This is a genomic window from Streptomyces sp. NPDC019531, assembly GCF_044903305.1.
Taxonomy (GTDB): Bacteria; Actinomycetota; Actinomycetes; order Streptomycetales; family Streptomycetaceae; genus Streptomyces.
This window is the reverse complement of sequence record NZ_JBJDQL010000083.1, coordinates 1-21,071: the sequence shown is the minus strand read 5'-3', so window position 1 is coordinate 21,071 and position 21,071 is coordinate 1. Positions and strand designations below refer to the sequence as shown.

Genomic DNA, 21,071 nt, shown 5'->3' with positions numbered 1-21,071 from the left:
GTGAAGTCCGTCGGATCCTTGGCGCGGCCCAGGGTCAGGGCTCCGAGGACCGCGCGCGTGCTGCGGATGGGCGCGATCGCGGCGGAGCGGATGCCGGTGCCGTCGAACAGGCGGCGCTGTTCGAGCGCGATGCCGGAATCCGGCTCGCGCAGGTAGGTCTGCGGGCCGGCCAGGGCGGAAGCGACTCCGCGCAGGGCCCTGGACAGCGGCATCGGAGAATCCTCCGGGACCGGCGGCATCGGTCCCTGAAGGTCCTCATGGTGTACCAGGGTGTCGCCCTCCGCGTGGACGACGGCGGTACGCCACACCTCGTCCCGCTCGGTGATCAGGTCCACGACGGCCCAGTCGGCCAGCCGGGGCACCACCAGGTCCACCAGTCGGCGCAGAGCCTCCTCTACATCGAGCGTGGATGTCAGCCGGGTGGTGGTCTCGGCCAGCAGCGCGAGCCGTTCGAGTTCCGGCAGGGGCTTGGCCGCCGTGTACGTCCCTGATCGCCTGCCGGTCCCCGGCGGGTGCTGGGCGTGGACGAGGACGAGCGTGCCGGCTTCATGGCCATTGACGTCGTACGGGGTGATCAGCCACGAGACCGGCAGCAGGGAGCCGTCCCCGCGTTCGAACCAGTCCCCCTCGGCCTGGGCGGTGCGCCCGGCGTGGAACGGCTGCCGCATGCTGCATCGGCTCCTCGGCAGGGGGTGGCCGTGGGCGTCCCGGTGCAGTACGTCGTGCGCGTCGCGGCCGAGGAGGGTCTCGGCGGGGCGGAGCAGCAACTGTTCGGCGTGGGCGTTGACGGCGATGACACGGCCCTCCTCGTCCACGACGTACGCCGCCGTCCCGATGGCCTCCAGCGCCTTGGTGAGCGCTGGGGCGGGCGCTGCGGGAGATCGCTTCCCGAGGCTTCCCGTGTCCTCCGGCCCTGCCATGTCGTCCGCTCCTCTCTGCTAGGCCGCCTTCCGCTGTGGACCGACGGCATGGTCGTGCGGTGGTACTGCCCTTCCCGGGTTCCCCGGCGCCACTCAATCCAGCCTCCCCCTCGAAGGCGTCGGCGGCACGCCCGGACGCGTGGCCGACGCCGGGTGAGGTCGTGGCGGGCGAGGCGCACAGGGAGCCATGCCGACGTGCGACGCGCCCCCGGACGCTTCCGTGCGCCGGGTAAGCATGGCCGAATTCCCTCTGCTTTCACGGCACTTGGCCGCGCAGTGGGTATCCGTGAGGTGAGGGGTGAAGGCGGACGGGATGGGGAGGACTGGGGCTGTGGCACGCCTGTCGGGGACGTCCGGCCACTTCCCGTCGCCTCGTTCGCGGAAGCGGCACATCGTGCGCCGGTTGCGGGCCGAGGGGCTCTACGGACCCAGGTTCCGCGATGTGCTGCCCGCTTTCGCCGGCCTGGTGGTGTTCGTGTGCGCGGTGTCGCCGTGCTCATGGTGGGATACCGCGCCGCCGGGATCGTCGTCCCTGTCGCCGGTGTCGTGTTCCTGGTCGTGCTCGTCATGGTCGGTATCCGGCAAGGACGCCCCGGCGCGCGCCGCCGGCTCGGCTACTACACCGCCGACGAGCTGCTCGAACTCGACACTCAGGAACTCGCCCTGGCGGTGGCGCGGATGCTGCGCCGGGACGGGTGGCGGGTGCGGCTCCTCCCGGCGCCGGACCGGCCCCGCCTGTGCGCCCGGGACGCGGCCGGGCATCGGCTCGACGTGGCCTTCCGGCCGGTGGCGGAACCCCTGCCCGACGAGGACCCGCCACATCCCCACCCCCACCGCGGGAGGCAGGAATCACCGCTGCGCCTCGTCGTGCATCGCGGCGACTTCACCGCCCGCGACCTCCGGTGGGCGCGGAGGGAGCAGACGATCCGCCTGCTCGACGGCTCCGCTCTCCGACGCTGGGCGGCGGGCACGAGGCTCAACGACCTGTTGTCGCAGGAGCGGTGACACTCGGTCAGTACGTCCGCCCCCCGCCCTCCGCGACCCGGTACCTCCGGGCCCGCCTCCCCCGTCAGATCCGCCCTCCGGTCCAGCGGGTGATCGGACCGTGCGTGTGACGCCCCGCGCGGCGACCCGCCGCGTACGAGGTCGCGCTCAACACCGTCAGGCCCGCGCCCACGCCCGCGGCGATGAGCTTTCGCTGGGCGATCACCGTCCAGGCCGTCTTGGCGACGGCCGCGGCCTGCCCCGAGGCGGCGATGACGGTCTGCCGGCCGGCCTCGACGCTCTTGGCCGCGGTGTGCGCGGCTCCGGACACCGTCCCGGCCGTACGCTCCGCCGCTTCCTTGCCCGCTGACGCGACGTCGTCCGTCTTCGCCGCGGCCGTGTCCGCCGCCTTGGTCGCGGGGGCCGTGGCCTTGGCCGTGGTGCGCCGGGCCTTTGCCGCGGTGGACCGCCCGGATGCGGAATCTTGGTTCGTCTGCTCGTTCGATTCACTCATGGACATCGCGTTACCGCTCGCTTCGACGGCAAACACGCTGCGTCGAGGTGGGGATGTACAGGAGACGTCGAACGGCACGGCGAGAGAGGGTTCTCCCGCCGTGCCGTTGCGTCGTCAGCCGATGTGGTAACTGTCCCCGTAGACCTTCCAGTCCAGGGGCGGATTCAGGTCGAGGTTGCCCTGGCGCAGGAAGACGCGTTGGGCGGTGTCGACCCGGCTGGTGTCGCTGTGCGCCTCCTCCTGCTTCATCGCCCACACGCGGGCGTCGAGGAAGGCGTCCAGATACGTCGTCTCGTCGCCGCCCTGGGCCGGGGGCCTGGCCTGGCTCAGGGCACGTCGGCGGATGCTGCTGAAGCTGGTCGCGTCGCCGCCGTCGCCGTGCATGACGATGGCGTCGTAGTAGGCGAACTGGCCGAGCGCGCGCACGCCGTCGGTCTTGCCCTGCTGGACGGCGGGGTTGAAGTAGACACGGTCGCGCTCGTCGTTCTGTGCCTGCTGGAACGCCGCGTCCTGGGCCGCCTCGCGCCAGTCGTCCGCGAAGTGCGGATCGAGGCCGTCGTGCGAGTCGGTGCCGTTGACGCCACGAAGTGCGGGCAGGTATGCGGCGAGGACGTTGCCGGGCCTGCGGTCGGCGTACAACTCGACGAGGTCCAGCATGTCGCCGGTGCCGGAGCAGAAGCCGATGATGCCGGCGGTGTAGCCGCGACCGTCACCGATGTCCTCGATGTAGGAGTACTGCGCCTTCCAGTCGAGCGTGGAGTTCTCCGCGCTCGACACCAGCTTCATGGCGATCTCCTTCTTGGCGGGGTCGTCGAGGCCCGGCGCGGCCGCGGGCACCGCAGCGGCGCGCGGAAGGCCGAACATGCCGATGCCGGTCACCGCTCCCAGCAGTGCGAGGACGGTGCGGCGGGAGGCGTGGGCGGTCGGGTGCGCTGTGTCAGGTTGCACGGAGACTCCAAATGGAGGTGGGGGGTGGAGAGTTGGTCCAGACCTGATTGTTAGGAATGTTTCCTACCAGTGCGCGACGCGATCAGTAACCCACCACGCGGGAAGTTCGTAGATTCGAACGAATGGCGCTCAGTGAGGCGCGGGCCGGGAGCGGCCTCATGATGCCGCCGCCTCGACGGCGTGGGCGGGGGATGTTCACCCACCTCACGGCATGCGGGGGCCCTGTGCGTGTTCCTCGCGTTGATGCCGGGTCATGGCCACCGGACGGCGACGTCGATCACGACCTTCGCGCCGAGCTGGAGGTGTGCCTCCGCGAGCGCGAGTGACAGGGCGCCGGGGCCGGGCCGATCTCCCCGGAACCCGGCTCAGGCGGCTTCAGAAGTGGCGCGGCAGGCGGACGACCTGGACGAAGAAGTCGTCGATCTGGCGGACCGCGGCGATGAACTGGTCCAGGTCGACCGGCTTGGTGACATAGGCGTTGGCGTGCAGCTTGTAGCTGCGCAGGATGTCCTCCTCGGCCGCGGAGGTAGTGAGGACGACGACAGGGATGTGGGACAGCTCCGGGTCGGACTTGATCTTCTCCAGCACCTGACGGCCGTCGTACTTGGGCAGGTTCAGGTCGAGCAGGATGAGGTCGGGCTGCGGTGCCTCGGTGTGCTCGCCCCGCCGGTAGAGGAAGTCCAGTGCTTCCTCGCCGTCCCTGACCACATGGAGCGTGTTGCCGATCTTGTTGTCCTCGAACGCCTCGCGGGTCATCAGCTCGTCGCCGGGATCGTCCTCGACGAGGAGTACGTCGATGGGGCTGGCGTCTGGGGTGGTCATGTCAGAGCCTTTTCCTCGGTGTTGATCCCGGACGGCTCCGGGGTTTCGGTGATGGACGGGAGGGTGAAGCGGAAGCGCGTGCCGTCCGTGTGAGCGGTGTCGATCCAGATCCTGCCGCCGTGCTGTTCCACGATCTTCTTGCACAGTGCCAGACCGATGCCGGTGCCACCGTAGGCGTCCCGGCCGTGCAGCCGCTGGAAGATGATGAAGACCTTCTCCGTGAACGGCTCGGGAATGCCGATGCCGTTGTCCTCGACGGACACGAGCAGACCGTCGGGGTCGTCCGGATCCGTGCCGCAGGTGATGGACACGTGCGGAGCGCGGTCGGGATGGCGGAACTTGAGGGCGTTGCCGACCAGGTTCTGCCAGAGCATGGTCAGCAGCGTGGGGTCCCCGACGACCTCGGGCAGCCGCTCGGGGCGTTCGACGCGGGCGCCTGACTCCTCCATGGCCGTCCCGAGGTTGGCCAGTGCCTTGTCCAGCGCCTGGTCGAGACCGACGGGGACCCGGGCGTCGTTGACGCGTCCGACCCGGGAGAAGGTCAGCAGGTCGTTGATGAGGACCTGCATACGCCGGGCGCCGTCGACGGCGAAGTCGACGTACTGCCGGCCCCGGTCGTCGAGTGTGTCGCCGTAGCGCTTCTCCAGCAGCTGGCAGAAGGAGGCGACCTTGCGCAGCGGTTCCTGGAGGTCGTGGGAGGCCACGTAGGCGAACTGCTCCAACTCGGCGTTGGAGCGGCGCAGTTCGACGGCCTGGGCGTCCAGGTCGGCGGCCTGCCGGGTCAGTTCCTGCTGCTGCGCGCGGGAGGCCTCGAGTTCGGCCATGATGTGCCAGCGCATGCCCTCGACGGCGTTGGCCACCGCGGTCAGATCGGCGGGACCGCCGCAGGTGATGACGTAAGCGAAGTCGCCTCCCGACACCCGCCTGGACGCCGCGCGCAGCGCCTCAAGGGGGCGTGTCACCAGGACCCGGACCAGCACGGCGCAGGCGATGCCGGCCAGCAGGAAGGCGGCCACCATGCCGCCCAGGACCGCGTCACGGACCGTCCGTTCATGGACGAGGCGGGCGCGACCGTCCTGTACGGCCTTCGTCAGATCGCTGTCCTGCTCGGCCCACAGGGTGCGCAGCCGGTCGAACTCCTTCTTGCCCTGATCGGCCTTCCCCTGGTCCAGCGGTTTCGGGCTGGCCGGGGTGACCGAGGCCGCGAGCGGGGCGGCGTAGGTGCGGCGCCAGTCCGCCGCCTGGCTCTCGATCGCCGTGAGGTCGGCGAGCAGTTCGGGTCGGTCGCCGATGAGCGCGCGCAGCCGGGCGGCCGAGTTCGCCTCGTCCTGTCTCCCCTGGGTGTACGGATCGAGGAACTGCCGGTCGGCGGTGGCCGCGTAGCCGCGGATGCCCGCCTCCTGGTTGACCAGCGCCGCCTGGAGCCGGTACGCCTCGGTCTGGGCGGGCTGGACGCGCCGCAGGAGCTGGTCGCTCGCCTCCGCCGTCCGGCTCAGGAGGTTGGCGCCGACCACGCTGCCTGTCACCACCAGCAGCGTCATGGCAGCCAGGGCCAGGTAGAACCAGCCCTGCACCGTCAATCGGCGTCCGATCCGTACCGTGCCCATCACGTGCCTCACCCTGTGCTCCGACACCACGCTCCCGCTCGCTCAGTTCCAGTTCAGATGGACGACGGCCACGTCGTCGGCCAGGCCGCCCCGCGCCTCGGCCAGGCTCTCGGCCTTCTCTATCAGCCGGTCCACGAACGCCTCGGCGTCCAGGCCGGCTTCCTTCCGGGCGAGGGCCAGCAGCCCTTCCTCGCCGAGGCGTTCGGGGCCGCGGCTCACATGCCCCTCGAACAGGCCGTCCGTGAAGAGCACCACGGACGTCCCGGTCGGCACCGGCAGTTCCGCGGTCGGCCAGCACGCACCGCCGGGGACCATGCCCAGCGCGGGTCCGCCGGGCACCTCCACCCACTCCACGTCGGTGCCGGTGCGTCGGAGCAGACCGTGGTGACCGGCTCGTACGATGTGGGCCTGTTGCTCACCCGGGACGGCGGCCAGGCTCACCAACGTGGCGAAGACCTCGTCCCGGGCCCGCTCGGCCATCAGCAGTTCCTCCAGTCGTGCCATCTGGTCCGCGCCGGTGATTCCGCTGAGGACGAGGGTGCGCCAGGCGATCCGCAGGGCGACTCCCAGAGCCGCCTCGTCCGGGCCGTGCCCGGAGACATCGCCTATGAGTGCGTGGAGGGTGCCGTCGGCGCTCTGGACGATGTCGTAGAAGTCACCGCCCAGCAGTGTCTGGGCACGGCCGGGCCGGTAGCGGGCCACGACCCGTACGCCCTCGGCGCGCAGCAGGGGCCGGGGCAGCAGTCCCCGTTCCAGGCGGGCGTTCTCCTGTGCCTGGAGCGCACCGGCCTGGAGGGCCACCGCTGCCTGTTCCGTCTGCTTGCGCTGGATCGCGTAGCGCACCGCCCGCCCGAACAGTTCGGGCTCCACGCGGCCCTTCACCAGGTAGTCCTGCGCGCCGGCCGCCACGGCGGCGAGTCCGGTCTGTTCCTCGGCGAGCCCGGTGAGCACCACGATCGCGACCTGCTCGGCGAGTCCCTGCACCAGGGAGACGGCCTCAAGTCCATGGGCGTCGGGCAGGTGCAGGTCGAGCAGGACGCAGTCGGGTGTCTCGGTGGCGAGCACCTCGGCGGCCTCGGTCATCGACCGCACCCATCTCAGCCGCATCTTCACGGCGCCGTCGGCGACCAGCTCCTCCACGAGCACGGCGTCGCCGGGATCGTCCTCCACCAGGAGCACCGCCGGCTCCCAGTGTTCCCACGCCGCCTCGGTCCCGGCGGCCGCCGTCGGGATCAACTCGGCAGCTCCAGTCCCCGAGATCACTGTGTCTCCGCCCTCCCCACCCAAAACTTGTCATTTGCCATCCGATTTTGCCAAGGGCAATTCCGGAGCACAGCTGGAAACAGCGCCCGTGAAGGGCGGCCCCGTGGCCGGTTTTCACCGCGTGGCCGGTTTCTTCACCGGGTTCGGAGGGTTGCCGGGCGGTCGGTAGGTAACTCGACGCTGTGCTCCTTCAGTACGGCCGACTGGTCCGGGAACATGCGCGTCAGCTCCCTGGCCTCCCGAGCGGGGTACCCCGCTTCCGCATGTGTCGTACCTGTGTCAGCCGTCACTGACGTCGTCATCGTCCGCCCGTCCTGAGATTCCGGTTGTTCTGGCGGCGTTTACCCGCGACCGGCGTCACCATGCCGACACATCTTCTCCGCATCCGGTGCCTTTCCTCGAACCCCCGGTTCCGATCGGGATCGTGGGGAACCGGACAGGACGGCAGAAAGGAGTCCCCTGTGACCACCTACGTCATCACCGTCCCCGGCACGTTCCTCCGAGAAGTCCCCGAGTCCGTCTGCTCGGACATCGGGCGAAGTCTGCGTCCTCAGGACCCCAGGAACACGGAGCTCGGGGAGAACGAGGAGTTGAGTCTGCTGACCGTGGAGGAGGACGGCATGTTCGCCGCCCGGGTCGAGGTCGAGGCCACCGACCGGTCGCATGCCGAGTCCGAAGCGGTACGGCTCGTCGCCCGGGCCCTGCGCGACAGCGGCTTGGCCGAGGACGAGGCGCCGCTCGGCCCCGCGGTCGTGACGGGCATCGACAGCGAGTTCTGAGACAGGCGGCGGAACGGGCCGTATGGTTCGCGGCCGGTACGGGGGATGGCGCACCCGGGCTCCGCGGGCGAGGATGTTCCTTCGCGAAGTGCAGTCCCGCCCACCGCGGTTCACGGCGTTTCCGGTGTCCTGCGTGGCGAGGGCGGACGACGTCGGCCGCCGGTCCTGAAGGAGCCTCGGGATGGGTTCACACGCAGCGCCGCACCACAACAGGCGATTCCTGGTGACGGCCGCCGGTCTCCTGCTCCTGGGCGGCGGCCTCCTGGGACTCCCCCGGGCCGACGGGGCACCCGCTCCGGCCGACGCATGCCACACCGCCTCCACGCGTCTGCCCCGCGGTGACTGCGGACCCTTCTGGCAGGTCCTCGCCGAGGACTTCAACGGCGACCGGGTGCCGCTGGGTTCCTTCAGCGACTGTGAGCACGACGTCGACACCTCCGCGGCGTACTGCGGGGGCCTGAAGGGGACGTACCGCGACAACTGGTGGGCGTACCCCACCGGTTGGCCGGACACGGCCGAGAGCCGGGGGCGGGACGTGGTGGGTGTCTACCATCCGGAGGACACCGTGAGCGTCGGTCCCGCGCCGAACGGTGACGGGCGGATGTCCATCCGGATGTGGCGGCCCGCCGACGGGGGCCCGGTGCACGCGGCGGCTCTGGTGCCGCGTGCGGTGATGCAGATGAAGTACGGCAAGTACAGCGCGCGCATCAAGGTCACGAAACCGGCTCCCGGATACAAGTCCGCGTGGCTGCACTACGGCGGGGGCTGCGAGATGGACCATCCCGAAGGTGAGTGGACCGGCTCCCTCAGCGCCTTTCACCATCCGTGCGGCGGCGGTGAGCAGGGGTACTTCCCGGGCAGCGACGACTGGACTGAGTGGCACACCGTGTCCACGGAGTGGACGCCGGGCCACGTCCGGTTCTTCGTCGACGGCAGGCTGACCGGTCACGACACCCGGGGTGTGCCGGACCTGCCGCTGTCCTGGGTGCTTCAGAACGAGAGCGCGCTGGAGGGGCCCGGTGCGGCGCCGGGCAGCAGCGCGCAGCTCGACGTCACATGGGTGGCGGCCTACGCGTACGACTGGAAGTGACCGCGTGATCCTTTGAATCCGGCGAGGGTGGACGGCACCGGAGATCGCCGATGAGTTCGTCGGCGACCCACTGGGCGACACCGGTGGGGTACGGCGCCGACAGGCCGAGCACGATGTGGCTGAACCCCCCTCCGAGCGCTTCGGTGATCGCGTCGCGGGCGGCGCCGGGGCGGTCGTAGGAGACCGACACGCCGGGGTGCTGCAGTCGGACAACGCCGGGTTCGACACGCTGCACGCCTACATCCTCGACGTCTTGTGCCCGTGTGCACGCGGCTGCTCGACGCCGCGGCGGGTGCGGGTGAGATCCGCGCCGACATCGAGCCCCACGAGCTCATGCGCGGCGTCGGCAATCTCCGCATCGGCGCGGACAGCGACGCCGGCTACGACCCGCGGCGACTGGTCGGGATCCTCATCGCGGGACCGCGCCGACCGCGCTGACCTCCCCGGCGTTCGCGTCGCTCCGAGATCCGGCCTCAGGCACCCGGTCCGCGATCCGGCAGCACGGCCTGCCCCGCCGCCCGGTGTTCGCCCGCCGCCGTCGGGTCCGTCTCGTCGAGGATCGCCGCGATGCCCTCGTGGGCCAGGGCCTCGGCGTGGCGGTATCCCAGTTCCGAGGCCAGGTCGAGGGCCTGGCGGTGGAGGCGCAGGGCCTGGTCGGGCCGGTCCGCCAGGCGGCAGGTCTCGCCGTAGGCACTGAGGAAGTGGATCTTCCAGTGGTCCTCGAACAGCTCGTCCAACAGCGCGAACGCCTGCTCGTGGCTTGCCAGGGCCTCCTCATAGCGGCCCATCCGCCGCAGGGCGACTCCCAGACAGTTCAGGCACCACGCCTCGTTGTGCTTGTGGCCGTCCTCGCGGGCCAGTGCCAGCGCCCGGTGCAGATGCCGTACGGCCTCGTCGGGGTCCTCGTCGGCGATGGCCACGCCCAGGGTGATCAGGGCCGTCAGTGTGGGCGGCCACGTGCCGTCGGCGTGCGGTGTCTCCAGTGCCGTACGGGCCAGTTGGGCCGCCTCCTCGTGGTTTCCCAGCTGCAGCAGTGCCCAGGCCTCGTACGCGGTCGCGTGGGCCGTGCCCAGGGCGAAACCGGCGTCCGCGTACAGCTTGCCCGCCAGCCGGAACAGGCTCAGCGGCTCCTCGACGTATCCCTCGTCCCACCGCAAGTAGCCGCGCCGCATGGTCAGTTCGGCCTCCGTGCGGATGTCTCCGGCCCGGGAGACGAGCGGTGCCGCAGCCTCGTACGCGGTGGCCGCCTCCGCCATGCGTCCCGCGTTGTAGCGGGCGAAGCCCACGTCGCTGTGCGCCTCGGCGAGTTGGAGGGGATCACCCATGCGCTGGGCGGCGACCAGGGACCGTTCGAAGAGGCCGTTGAGCATGGTGGTGCCGCAGCGCCGGGCGAAGTACGCCCGCATGAAGCGCGGCAGTTCGCACAGGTGCCGGTCGGCCCCGGCGGCCTCCGCGGCCTCGAAGGCGGCGAGCAGGTTCAGGTACTCGGTGCCGAACCAGATGAGGGCGGCGATCTTGTCGGTGAAGTGCGGCAGTTCGACGGGCGGTCGGTCCACCGAGGCCTCGCGGCTCAGGGACAGGAACGGCATCGCGGCATCGGCGGCGGCCGCCGCGTGGACGTAGTAGTCGAGCACCCGGGTGAGCGCCCGGTCCCGTTCCGCCTCGGAGTCCTGCTCGACGGAGGTGCGGCGGGCGTGCTGGTGGACCAGGTCATGGAGCCGGTAGCGGCCCGGCGCCGGCTGCTGGACGAGGTGCGCGTCCAGGAGGTCCTCCAGCATCGCGCGGGCGCCGCGCAGCGGTACGTCCGCCAGGGCCGCCACCACGTGCTCGTCGAACGACGACCCCGGCAGGAGGCCCAGCAGACGGAACAGCCGGGCCTTGGCGTGGTCCAACTGCCGTAGGGACATGGCGAACGCGGTGTCGAACTCGCTCGGGCCCTCCGCCATCCGTTCGACGAGGATGCCCACGGTCCAGCCCGGCCGGTGCCGCAGCCGGGCCGCGGCCAGCCGCAGGGCCAGCGGCAGCCGGCCGCACAGGCGCAGCACCTCGGCGGTGGACTCGGGGTCGCGGGCGAGGCGTCCCCCGGTGCCGTCGGTCTCGCCGCTGGCGCGGGCCAGCAGCTCGGCGCTCTCCTGCCCGGTGAGGACGTCCAGCGACACCGGCGGCACCTCGTCGAGGCCGAGCAGCCGGTTGCGGCTGGTGATCAGGGCGACGGAGGGGCCGGCGCCGGGCAGCAGCGGGCGGACCTGGTCGGCATCGGCCGCGTTGTCGAGGACCACCACGGCCCGCCGATGGGCGAGTTCGGACCGCCAGCAGGCGGCCAGTTCCTCGACGCCGCCTTCCTGCGGGACCTTCTCGGAGGGCACGTCGAGGGCGGCGAGCAGCGTCCGCAGCGCACGGTCGGGGTCGAGCGGCCTGCGTCCCTCGGTGAAGCCGTGCAGGTCCAGGTAGAGCTGGGCGTCCGGGTGATCGGCGGTGAGCCGGTGCGCCGCGTGTACCGCCAGGCAGGTCTTGCCGACGCCCGCCATGCCGTCCACGGCGATCACCCGGCTGTCGGCCACCCCGTCGAGGACGGCCGCTAGCTGGGCCTCACGGCCGGTGAAGTCGGGCACGTCGCGCGGGAGGTCGTTGCGGGGCGGGCGCGGGGCCCCGGCGGGCGGCGACGGAGGGTGGACCTGGCGGCTGGTCCTCGGCGGTGCGGGAAGAGGGTTGGAGGCCCGCTCCCACAGAGGGCGCAGCGGACGGGGGTCGCGCTGGACGAGACGGCACAGGGCGATCACCGCGGGCCAGGGCGGGAGCGTCCGGCCGCTGAGGTAGCGGGACAGGGACGAGGAGCTGAGTCCGGCGTCCCGTGCGAGGGCCCGTACTCCTCGCTCGGACAGCTCCTGCAGCAGCCGCAGCCGGGCGGCCAGCTCCTCCTTCGGGTCGCCGCTCGCCGTTCTGTCGTACTCCACCACTGTTCCCCCTGTCCCGCCCCGCAAGGACTTCTCCGGGCCGGATCGTGCCTGTTCAAGGCCGCTTCGGCTGTCCCACGGTGTCCCACCTCCGTCGTCCTGACAAGCCCTCTCGGCTGAGATGGAGACACACCCCGCCGGAACCGCCGGAACGGGGCACAGCCCGCCAGAGGAGAGATACCTGATGCAGTCCCGTATGCAGAACCCCGCCGCCGTCCTGTCCGACGCGATGCAGCCCATCCAGCAGCTCTTCAAGGCCGTGCACTCCGGTGGGGTGGACGGGCAGACGCTGGAGCTGGTGCATCTGCGGGTCAGCCAGATCAACGGCTGCAGCGCCTGTGTCGACGGCGGCGCCAAGACGGCCCGCAAGGCCGGAGTGAGCGACGAGCGGCTGGCCACGGTCGCCGCGTGGCGGGAGGCCCCCTACTTCACCGAGGAGGAGCGGGCGGCGCTGTCGCTGGCCGAGGCCGCGACGCGACTGGCCGACCGTCCCGACGCGGTGAGCGACGAGGTCTGGGACACCGCCGCCACCTACTTCGACGAGAAGCAGCTCGCCGCGATCGTCCTCATGATCGGCCTGACGAACCTGTTCAACCGGCTCAACGCCACGACCCGGCAGATCGCCGGCGCGTGGGGGTGAACGGTTCCGGACTGCCGTACCCCGGCAGCTGAATGAAGATGTACCCAGCCACCCCTGAACCAGGAGGAACTTTCATGAAGGACACGCAGAGGGCCGCCAAGCGTACGACCTCGGCGGCCAAGAGGACCGAGACCTTCACCGACGAGGAGCGCGCCGCGATGAAGGAGCGCGCCCAGGAGGTCAAGGCCTCGGCGCGCCGCAGCTCGCGTGCCGACAAGGCGGCGGAGGACGAGGCCGCAGTGGTCGCGAAGATCGCCGAGATGGAGGACGCGGACCGGCGCATGGCCGAACGGATCCATGCCGTCGTCAAGGCGAGCGCGCCGGACCTGGCGCCGAAGCTCTGGTACGGGATGCCCGCGTACGCCAAGGACGGCAAGGTCGTCTGTTTCTTCCAGAGCGCGCAGAAGTTCAACGCGCGGTACGCGACCTTCGGTTTCAACGACAAGGCGAACCTGGACGAGGGCACCATGTGGCCGACGGCCTTCGCGCTGACGAAGCTGACCGCCGCGGACGAGGAGCGGATCGCGGAGCTCGTGAAGAGGGCCGCGGGCTGAGCCGGGAGGGGTGGCGAAAGATGCACGGGCCGACGAACAGCCCACGTCCGAAAGGGCTGTTCGTCGGCCTGTGCACGTTGGACGTGATCCAGCTGGTGGACCATGTGCCGGGCTCGAACGAGAAACTGACAGCTCGTGAGCAAGTCGTCGCCGCGGGCGGTCCGGCGGCCAACGCGGCCGTGGCCTTCAGCCACCTCGGCGGTACGGCCCGGCTGCTCACCGGGATCGGCTGCCATCCGCTGGGAGTCGCGGTCGCGGCGGATCTGGTCCGGCTGGGCGTCGGCGTCTCGGACCTCGCGGCCGACTCGACCGAGCCACCCGGTGTGTCGTCCGTTCTGGTCACCGCGTCGAGCGGGGACCGCGCCGTCGCGTCGACCAACGCGACCGGGTACCGGCTCGCACCGCCCGACGATCTCGGTGCGCTGGTGGCCGCGTTCGACATCGTGGAGTTCGACGGCCACCACATGGAGCTGGCCACGGCGACCGCCCGCGCCGCGCGTGCCGCCGGTCGGCGGACCTTCCTCGACGGCGGCAGCTGGAAGGCCGGGACGGAGGGGCTGCTGCCGTGGATCGACGTGGCCGTCTGCTCGGACGACTTCCGGCCACCCGGGACCCGTACGCCTGCGGACACCTTGCGGTTCCTCGGGGAGCACGGAGTCACCTGGTCGGCGGTCAGCCGCGGCGAGCGGCCCCTCGTGTGGGCGGGGCCGCACGGCGGAGGCACGGTGAGCGTTCCCGCCGTGCGGGTGGCGGACACGCTGGCCGCGGGCGATGTGCTGCACGGGGCCCTCGCGCATGGACTCGCGTGCCCCGGCCATCTCACAGCGGCGGGATTCGTCGAGGCCTTGCGGGACGCGGCCGAGGTGGCCTCCCGGGCGTGTGCCTCGTTCGGCACTCGGGCCTGGATGCGGGGACAGTGACACCCATCGGACCTGTCCCATCGGGCCTGACCCGGCGCGACCGGTGACCGCCCCCACCTGACCCTCGCGCCTCGCTCGGGGCCGTCGCGTACCTGACGAGGCTTACGACCTGCGGCCGCGCACGTTCCAGCCGCTGCCGATGCCGGCCAGATGCAGCGCGAGCACCATGAGGCCGAGCAGCATGATGTTCGTCGAGGTGAAGGTGTCGTTGGTCGAGATGTCCGCAGCGTTGATCAGGAAGGAAATGAAGAACAGGACCGCGGAGATGATGGCGAGCATGTTGCCCATCCCTTCGGATGACTGAGGTCATGACGTTGCGTACACCCCGATTGCCCCCAACTCGTCGAGGCATGCCAGGAGAAGAGCAACGTTCGACCAGTCGGACATCGTTCGAAACCTCTTGACGCTGTGGCACAGCGCGATTGACACTCTCGCAACACGACGTCACACAGCCGAAACGGCAGGGTGCCCATGGCCGAGGCCCCTCCATGCCTCAGCAGGGAACCCCACATGACGTACTTCGCACGTCCGCGTACCCGCGCGAGACGCCGGGCTGGCCGCCTCGCCGGTCTGACCGCCGCGTCGCTGTTCCTTGGCCTCGCCGCCCCCCTGGTCCCCGCCCAGGCGGCGGGTGCCGCGGGCGTCACCGAGGGACTGGCCCTCTGGTACAAGCTGGACGGCGCCTCCGGCAGCACCGTCACCGACGCCTCCGGCAACGGCCGCGACGGCACGGTGAACGGGACCGCCGACTGGTCGGACCCGGCGCAGGGGCTCGCCTTCAACGGCTCCGACACCTACATCAAGGCGCCGGACGACGTCATGAAGGGCATGGACTCGATCACCGTCTCCACGGACGTGCTGATCGACTCGGCGCAGACCACGCCGTACTTCGTCTACGGCTTCGGCAACTCCAGCGAGGGCAGCGGCAACGGGTACCTGTTCGCCACCGGCAACTCCCTGCGCACCTCGATCGCGAACGGCAACTGGTCGACCGAGCAGACCACCAAGCCCTCCGACTCGCACAACCTCACGCGCGCGGTGTGGAAGCAGCTCACCTACACCCAGACCGGCAACACCAGTGTGCTGTACGAGGACGGTGTCGAGGTCGGCCGCAACACGGCGGTGACGATCACACCCGGCGCCATCGGCTCCGGCTCCACCACCGCCAACTACATCGGCAAGTCGGTCTACTCCGGCGACAAGCTCTTCAAGGGCCGCATCCGTGACTTCCGGGTCTACGACCGGGCGCTGGGCGCCGACGAGGTCGAGCAGCTATCCCTCCCCGTCGCCACGCAGGGCGTCACCGACGACAAGGCCGCGCTGAGCCTCGGCGACACCAGCGGGGTCACGGCCGACCTGGACCTGCCGAAGACCGGCACGGCCGGCGGGTCCACCATCACCTGGGCCAGCGACAACACCGATGTGGTGAGTGCCACGGGCAAGGTGACCCGCCCCGCCTCCGGTCAACCGAACGGCCACGCCACGCTCACGGCGACCCTGAAGAAGGGTTCCGTGACCGACACCAAGAGCTTCGACGTCACGGTGCTGCCGGACTTCGACGACCAGACGGCCACCGACCAGGCCGCCCAGAGCCTCGCCGTCCACAACCTCGACGACGTCCGCGGCAACCTCACCCTCCCGGCGACGGGCGACTACGGCACCAGCGTCTCCTGGTCCTCCGCGGACGAGGCGGTCATAGGGGCCGACGGCGTGGTGCACCGCCCCGCGCACGGCACCGGCGACACCACCGTCGAGCTGACCGCCACCGTCACCAAGGGCACGGCGCGGGCGACCCGCACCTTCACCGCGAAGGTCCCCGAACTCCCCGCGAAGGAAGCCCTCAAGGGCTATATGTTCAGCTACTTCACCGGCGAGGGCACCTCGGACGGCGAGCAGCTGTACGCCGCGCTCAGCAAGGGCGACGACCCCATGAAGTGGCGGGAGCTGAACGACGGCAAGCCGGTCCTGACGTCCACGCTCGGCGAGAAGGGCCTGCGCGACCCGTTCATCATCCGCTCCCCCGAGGGCGACAAGTTCTACCAGATCGCCACCGACCTGAGGATCTACGGCAACGGCGACTGGGACGCCGCCCAGCGCACCGGCAGCAAGTCCATCATGGTCTGGGAGTCCACCGACCTGGTCCACTGGACGAACCAGCGACTGGTGAAGATCTCCCCGGACAGCGCGGGCAACACCTGGGCGCCGGAGGCGTACTACGACGCCAAGCTCGGCGAGTACGTCGTCTTCTGGGCGTCGAAGCTGTACGACAACGAGGCGCACTCCGGCGACACGTACAACCGCATGATGTACGCGACCACCCGTGACTTCTACACGTTCAGCGAGCCCAAGGTCTGGGTCGACCGGGGTTACTCGGTCATCGACTCCACGATGATCCAGAACAACGGCACCTACTACCGTCTGTCGAAGGACGAGCGGAACAACACCTCCTCCACGCCCAACAGCAAGTTCATCTTCGAGGAGAAGAGCGACTCGATCCTGAACCTGGACTGGACCGCGGTCGCGGAGGGCATCGGCAAGGGGGCGATGAACGCCGCCGAGGGGCCGTTGGTCTTCAAGTCGAACACCGAGGACAAGTGGTACGCGTTCCTCGACGAGTTCGGCGGCCGCGGCTACATCCCGTTCGAGACGACGGACCTCGACTCAGGGAACTGGACGCCCGTCGCCGACTACGACCTTCCGGCCAAGCCCCGCCACGGCACCGTCCTGCCTGTCACGCAGGCCGAGTACGACCGCCTCCTGCGCGCCTACCAGCCGGACCAGCTCGTCGAGAGTGTCGAGGGCATCGAGGTGAAGACGCGGATCGGCGAGGCACCGGTCCTGCCCGCCACCGTGATCGCCACCTACGCCGATGGTGTCAAGCGGCCCGTCGCCGTCACCTGGGACGACGTCCCGGCCTCGGAGTACGCGCAGGCCGGTACCTTCTCGGTCACCGGCAGCCTGCCCGACGGCGCCGCGATCCCGGTCCAGGCCGAGGTCACCGTCTCGGAGGAAGGGCCCGACGTCCCGGCCGACCTGCTGCTGCACTACGGCTTCGACGAGACGGGCGGCAACATCGCGGTCGACTCCAGCGGCCACGGCTACCACGGCACCTATGTCGGTACGCCCGCCTTCGGCACCGGCGTGGACGGCGGCTCGTTCAAGATGTCCGGCGCCTCCGGCTCGCCGTATGTGAAGATCCCGAACGGTGTGCTGAAGAACGCCGACAGCGTGACCGTGTCGACGTACGCCAAGTGGCAGGGCGGCAGCAGCTTCCAGTGGCTGTTCGGGCTCGGTCCGGACAGCGACAAGTACCTGTTCGCCACCCCCTCCAACGGCGGCAACAGCCTCTACTCGGCCATCACGAAGGCGAGTTGGTCGGCGGAGTCCAAGCTGACGGCCGGCTCGCAACTCACGCCAGGTGAGTGGCGGCACGTCACCGTCACCCTCGACGGGGCGACCGGCACGATGGTCCTCTACGTCGAAGGCGTCGAGGCGGCCCGTACGACGACCACCATCAAGCCGTCCGAGCTGTACGACGCGAACAAGGACTACAGCGGCTACATCGGCAAGTCCCTGTACTCGGCCGACCCGTACTTCGGCGGCGAGGTCGACGACTTCCGTATCTACGACCGTGCCCTCACGGCCGCGGAGGTCATGGAGCTCAGCGGCAACACCGCGGGCATCGCGAAGGCCACGCTGGCGGACCTCAAGGTCGACGCGATCATCGACAACGCGGACAGCAAGATCACGCTGCCGATGAAGGAAGGCACCGATCTCAGCGCGCTGGCACCGGAGTTCACGCTCGCCCACGGCGCGGCGATCAGCCCCGCCTCCGGCAGTGTGCAGGACTTCAGCAAGCCGGTGACGTACGAGGTGACCGGGTCCGACGGCACCAAGCGCACCTGGACGGTCTCGGCGCTCGTCATGAAGAGCCCGGTCCTGCCGGGCCTCAACGCCGACCCGAACATCGTGCGGTTCGGCGACACCTTCTACATCTACCCGACGACCGACGGCTTCGAGGGCTGGAGCGGCACGCAGTTCAAGGCCTACTCCTCCACCGACCTGGTGCACTGGAAGGACCACGGCGTCATCCTCGACCTCGGTCCCGACATCTCCTGGGCGGACAGCAGGGCCTGGGCGCCGACGATCGCCGAGAAGGACGGGAAGTACTACTTCTACTTCTGCGCCGACGCCAACATCGGTGTCGCGGTGTCCGACTCGCCGACCGGTCCCTTCAAGGACGCACTGGGCCAACCGCTGCTGAAGGCGGGCCAGTTCAGCGGCCAGATGATCGACCCGGCGGTGTTCACGGACGACGACGGGCAGTCGTACCTCTACTGGGGGAACGGGCACGCCTACGTGGCCCCGCTGAACGACGACATGACCTCCCTCGACCTCTCGAAGATGAAGGACATCACGCCCAGCGGCTACAACGAGGGCACCTTCGTCATCAAGCGGGGCGGCACCTACTACTTCATGTGGTCGGAGAACGACACCCGCGACGAGAACTACCGCGTCGCCTACGCCACCGGCCCCTCTCCCACCGGCCCCTGGACCAAGCGGGGCGTGATCCTGGAGAAGGACCTCTCGCTCGGCATCAAGGGCCCCGGCCACCACTCGGTCGTCCATGTGCCGGGCACCGACGACTGGTACATCGCCTATCACCGGTTCGCCATCCCCGGCGGTGACGGCATGCATCGCGAAACGACCGTCGACAAGCTGGAGTTCGACTCCGACGGGCTGATCAGGAAGGTCGTGCCCACCCTGACGAGCATCGACCCGATGACCATCGTGCACGCCGGTGCGGACACCGGCGGCAGGGAAGGCGACGCGATCGCGTTGAACGGCACCATCTCCGGTGCGGGCAGCCCGAAGTGGACCGTCGAGGCTGGCACACCCTGCGCCTTCGCCGACCCCAAGTCGGCGGCCACGACGGTCACTTGCACCGACAACGGCACCTACACGGTCACCCTGACCGGCGGGCGCAGCAGCGACAAGGCGACCGTCGAGGTGGCCAACGCGGCACCGGCCGTCGTCTCCGCCACGGGTCCGCCCCCGGTGCCGGTCGGCCGGCGCACGGTCGTGACGGCCGAGTTCACCGACCCGGGGACGAGCGACACCCACACCTGTTTGGTCGACTGGAAGGACGGGAGCGCGCCTCAGTCCGGCGAGGTCACCGCCTCGGGCTGCCGGGCCGAGCACATGTACACCAAGGCGGGGATCCGCCGTCCGGTGATCACCGTCACCGACGACGACGGCGCCTCGGACAGCAGGACACTTCCCGAGCTGATCGTCTACGACCGCTCCGCCGGTCCCGTGCTCGGCACCGGTGTCCTCACCTCCCCGGTCGGCGCCTACCCCGCCAAGCCGAGCCTGACGGGCAAGGCCGCCTTCTCCTTGGCCGCGGCCTACGCACCAGGAGCCGTCGCGCCGGTGGGCAAGATCTCCTTCGACTTCGGCGCGGCCAAGCTGAAGTTCCGTTCAACCGGCTCCGACTGGCTGGTGGTCACCGGCTCCCAGTCGGTCCACCAGGGATCCGGCACGGTCAACGGCAAGAGCGGGTACGCCTTCCGCGTCACCGCCACCGATGCCCCGGACACCTTCCACCTCAAGATCTGGAAGAAGTCCGGCGGTGAGGTCGTCTACGACAACCTCACCGGCTCGGAGATCACCGGCATCATCACCATCGGCCGGAACAGGCGGTAGAGACCGGGCCCCGCCCGGAGCGCCGGGCCCCGCCGACGGACATCTGTCGGCGGGGCCCGGCGCTGCCGTCGGTACGTATCGGACCGCGTCCACCGCTGCGAGCGCGCGGTGTGAAGGGTCACCCGTTCTTGCGGCCGACTCCCGCGTACACCCAGTACTCCGAGGGGTTCTCCGGGATGTCGTCCTCCGCGTCCGGGCGCCACAGGGGTACATGCACCAGACCCGGTTCCGCGAGGTCGAAGCCGGTGAAGAGGTCCTGGATCTCGTCGCGGGAGCGGGTGGTGACCGGTGAGGTGGCCCGGGAGCGGTACAACTGGGTGACGGCGGCGGCCGTGTCGGGGCGGTCCTCGTTGGTGGCGTGGGACAGGGCCAGCCAGCTGCCGTCGGGCAGGGCGTCCCGGAAGGCGGCGACGATGCCGGCCGGGTTCTCCTCGGGTGCGACGAAGTGCAGGATGGCGACCATGAGTACGGCGACCGGCTGATCGAAGTCGATCAGCTTGCGGACCTGCGGCGAGGACAGGACGTCGGCCGGCCGCCGGATGTCGGCGTCGACGATGTCCGCGTTCGGGTTGTCGGAGAGCAGGGTGGTGCTGTGGGCGACGGCCACCGGGTCCTTGTCGACGTAGACCACGCGGGCCTCCGGGCTCGCCGCTTGGGCCACTTCGTGGACGTTGCCCTGCGTCGGGATCCCCGAGCCGAGGTCGATGAACTGCCGGACACCGGCCTCGGCAAGGAATCGCACCGCGCGTCCGAGGAAAGCACGGTTGGCCCGGGCCAGCGTGCGCACCTGTGGGTCGATGGCGGTGACGGCCGCCACCGCCTCCCGGTCGATGGCGAAGTTGTGCTCCCCGCCCAGCACGGCGTCGTACATCCGGGCTACGCTCGCCTTGTCCGGATCAGCTCCTGGCGGCAGAGCATCCGTGTCGGTCACGAGAACGTCCCTTCCCACCAAGGCACTTGACGCTTCATCATATAGTTTCCTCTCTGCGCTTGGCGATCAGTTGCCTCGCCGGGCGCCCGGACACCCACCCGGAAAGGCCCCACGACCCTGCGGAACGAACCGCACAGACGCTCCGACGACACCCCCACCGCCGTGCCCCCGGCCCGCCGTTCGGCCTTCTCCCCCGCGGCGGACGTCATCGGCTCGGAACTCGACCTGGGGCTGACCGGCAGCCATGTCGTGCACGCGCTGACGCCCGGCTTCTGCGACGCGGCGTCCCTGTATCTGCTGGAGCGGTGGCGTCGCGAGGAGACGACGTACGCCGGCGCGGACCCCGCCCAGATCGAAGCGCGCCGGCTGGCGCTGCGCGTGGGCACGGACGCACCGGAGTCCTGGGAGGGCGTCCTGCCGGTCGGCGAGGTGGTCGTCT

16 protein-coding genes and 2 pseudogenes are annotated in these 21,071 nt (G+C 70.2%); 9 read left to right on the top strand and 9 right to left on the bottom strand.

The features are described 5' to 3' along the window. On the bottom strand, window positions 1-920 hold a 920-nt coding region (locus tag ACI2L1_RS43580), incomplete at its 3' end, for a PAS domain-containing protein (RefSeq protein ID WP_404745031.1). 477 nt (window positions 921-1,397) lie between these two features. Between ACI2L1_RS43580 and ACI2L1_RS43575 the strand changes: the two genes are divergently transcribed. Further along, window positions 1,398-1,925, top strand: a complete 528-nt coding sequence (locus ACI2L1_RS43575) for a hypothetical protein (RefSeq protein ID WP_404745030.1) — start codon at window positions 1,398-1,400, stop codon at window positions 1,923-1,925. A 64-nt stretch (window positions 1,926-1,989) separates the two neighbouring features. Here the strand turns inward: ACI2L1_RS43575 and ACI2L1_RS43570 are convergent, their stop codons facing one another. From ACI2L1_RS43570 to ACI2L1_RS43550, 5 genes are all read right to left on the bottom strand, one after another. Continuing rightward, window positions 1,990-2,424 carry a hypothetical protein gene (locus ACI2L1_RS43570; RefSeq protein ID WP_404745029.1) on the bottom strand — a complete coding sequence of 145 codons (435 nt, stop codon included), beginning with the start codon at window positions 2,422-2,424 and terminating at the stop codon, window positions 1,990-1,992. A 108-nt stretch (window positions 2,425-2,532) separates the two neighbouring features. Further along, complete coding sequence (locus ACI2L1_RS43565; protein ID WP_404745033.1) at window positions 2,533-3,282, bottom strand: chitosanase; 750 nt, start codon at window positions 3,280-3,282, stop codon at window positions 2,533-2,535. A gap of 459 nt (window positions 3,283-3,741) precedes the next feature. After that, a complete protein-coding gene (locus ACI2L1_RS43560) occupies window positions 3,742-4,188 on the bottom strand; it encodes a response regulator (RefSeq protein ID WP_404745028.1) in 447 nt (148 codons plus the stop codon). Beyond that, window positions 4,185-5,795 carry an ATP-binding protein gene (locus ACI2L1_RS43555; protein WP_404745027.1) on the bottom strand — a complete coding sequence of 537 codons (1,611 nt, stop codon included), beginning with the start codon at window positions 5,793-5,795 and terminating at the stop codon, window positions 4,185-4,187. The genes ACI2L1_RS43560 and ACI2L1_RS43555 overlap by 4 nt, the downstream gene beginning before the upstream one ends. A 42-nt stretch (window positions 5,796-5,837) precedes the next feature. Next, window positions 5,838-7,031 (bottom strand): PP2C family protein-serine/threonine phosphatase, encoded by a 1,194-nt coding sequence (locus ACI2L1_RS43550; protein ID WP_404745032.1) that lies wholly within the window; start codon window positions 7,029-7,031, stop codon window positions 5,838-5,840. A 488-nt stretch (window positions 7,032-7,519) separates the two neighbouring features. Between ACI2L1_RS43550 and ACI2L1_RS43545 the strand changes: the two genes are divergently transcribed. The 3 genes and pseudogenes from ACI2L1_RS43545 to ACI2L1_RS43535 form a co-directional block, all read left to right on the top strand. Further along, window positions 7,520-7,837 carry a hypothetical protein gene (locus ACI2L1_RS43545; protein ID WP_404745026.1) on the top strand — a complete coding sequence of 106 codons (318 nt, stop codon included), beginning with the start codon at window positions 7,520-7,522 and terminating at the stop codon, window positions 7,835-7,837. A gap of 181 nt (window positions 7,838-8,018) precedes the next feature. After that, entirely contained in the window at window positions 8,019-8,927 is a 909-nt protein-coding gene (locus ACI2L1_RS43540) for a glycoside hydrolase family 16 protein (protein WP_404745025.1), read from the top strand. A gap of 190 nt (window positions 8,928-9,117) precedes the next feature. Next, window positions 9,118-9,365, top strand: a pseudogene (locus ACI2L1_RS43535) (TetR family transcriptional regulator); the annotation flags it as partial. Between the two features lie 35 nt (window positions 9,366-9,400). Here the strand turns inward: ACI2L1_RS43535 and ACI2L1_RS43530 are convergent. Beyond that, window positions 9,401-11,881, bottom strand: coding sequence for a tetratricopeptide repeat protein (locus tag ACI2L1_RS43530; RefSeq protein WP_404745024.1), 2,481 nt, complete (start codon window positions 11,879-11,881; stop codon window positions 9,401-9,403). Between the two features lie 184 nt (window positions 11,882-12,065). Between ACI2L1_RS43530 and ACI2L1_RS43525 the strand changes: the two genes are divergently transcribed. From ACI2L1_RS43525 to ACI2L1_RS43515, 3 genes are all read left to right on the top strand, one after another. Next, the gene (locus ACI2L1_RS43525) at window positions 12,066-12,521 is read left to right on the top strand and encodes a carboxymuconolactone decarboxylase family protein (protein ID WP_404745023.1); all 456 of its coding nucleotides are present in this window, start codon (window positions 12,066-12,068) and stop codon (window positions 12,519-12,521) included. A gap of 74 nt (window positions 12,522-12,595) precedes the next feature. Then, entirely contained in the window at window positions 12,596-13,075 is a 480-nt protein-coding gene (locus ACI2L1_RS43520) for an iron chaperone (RefSeq protein WP_404745022.1), read from the top strand. A 20-nt stretch (window positions 13,076-13,095) separates the two neighbouring features. Further along, a complete protein-coding gene (locus tag ACI2L1_RS43515; protein WP_404745021.1) occupies window positions 13,096-13,995 on the top strand; it encodes a PfkB family carbohydrate kinase in 900 nt (299 codons plus the stop codon). A gap of 102 nt (window positions 13,996-14,097) precedes the next feature. Here ACI2L1_RS43515 and ACI2L1_RS43510 read toward each other — a convergent pair whose 3' ends face one another. After that, window positions 14,098-14,274 (bottom strand): hypothetical protein, encoded by a 177-nt coding sequence (locus ACI2L1_RS43510; protein ID WP_086723861.1) that lies wholly within the window; start codon window positions 14,272-14,274, stop codon window positions 14,098-14,100. Between the two features lie 231 nt (window positions 14,275-14,505). Here ACI2L1_RS43510 and ACI2L1_RS43505 point away from each other — a divergent pair, with 231 nt between their 5' ends. Beyond that, on the top strand, window positions 14,506-19,701 hold the full coding sequence (locus ACI2L1_RS43505; protein WP_404745020.1) for a family 43 glycosylhydrolase: 5,196 nt from the start codon (window positions 14,506-14,508) through the stop codon (window positions 19,699-19,701). A 118-nt stretch (window positions 19,702-19,819) separates the two neighbouring features. Here the strand turns inward: ACI2L1_RS43505 and ACI2L1_RS43500 are convergent, their stop codons facing one another. Beyond that, window positions 19,820-20,632 (bottom strand): SAM-dependent methyltransferase, encoded by an 813-nt coding sequence (locus ACI2L1_RS43500; protein WP_404745019.1) that lies wholly within the window; start codon window positions 20,630-20,632, stop codon window positions 19,820-19,822. Window positions 20,633-20,794: 162 nt separating this feature from the next. Between ACI2L1_RS43500 and ACI2L1_RS43495 the strand changes: the two are divergent. Then, window positions 20,795-21,071: pseudogene (locus tag ACI2L1_RS43495) on the top strand (stage II sporulation protein E); the annotation flags it as partial.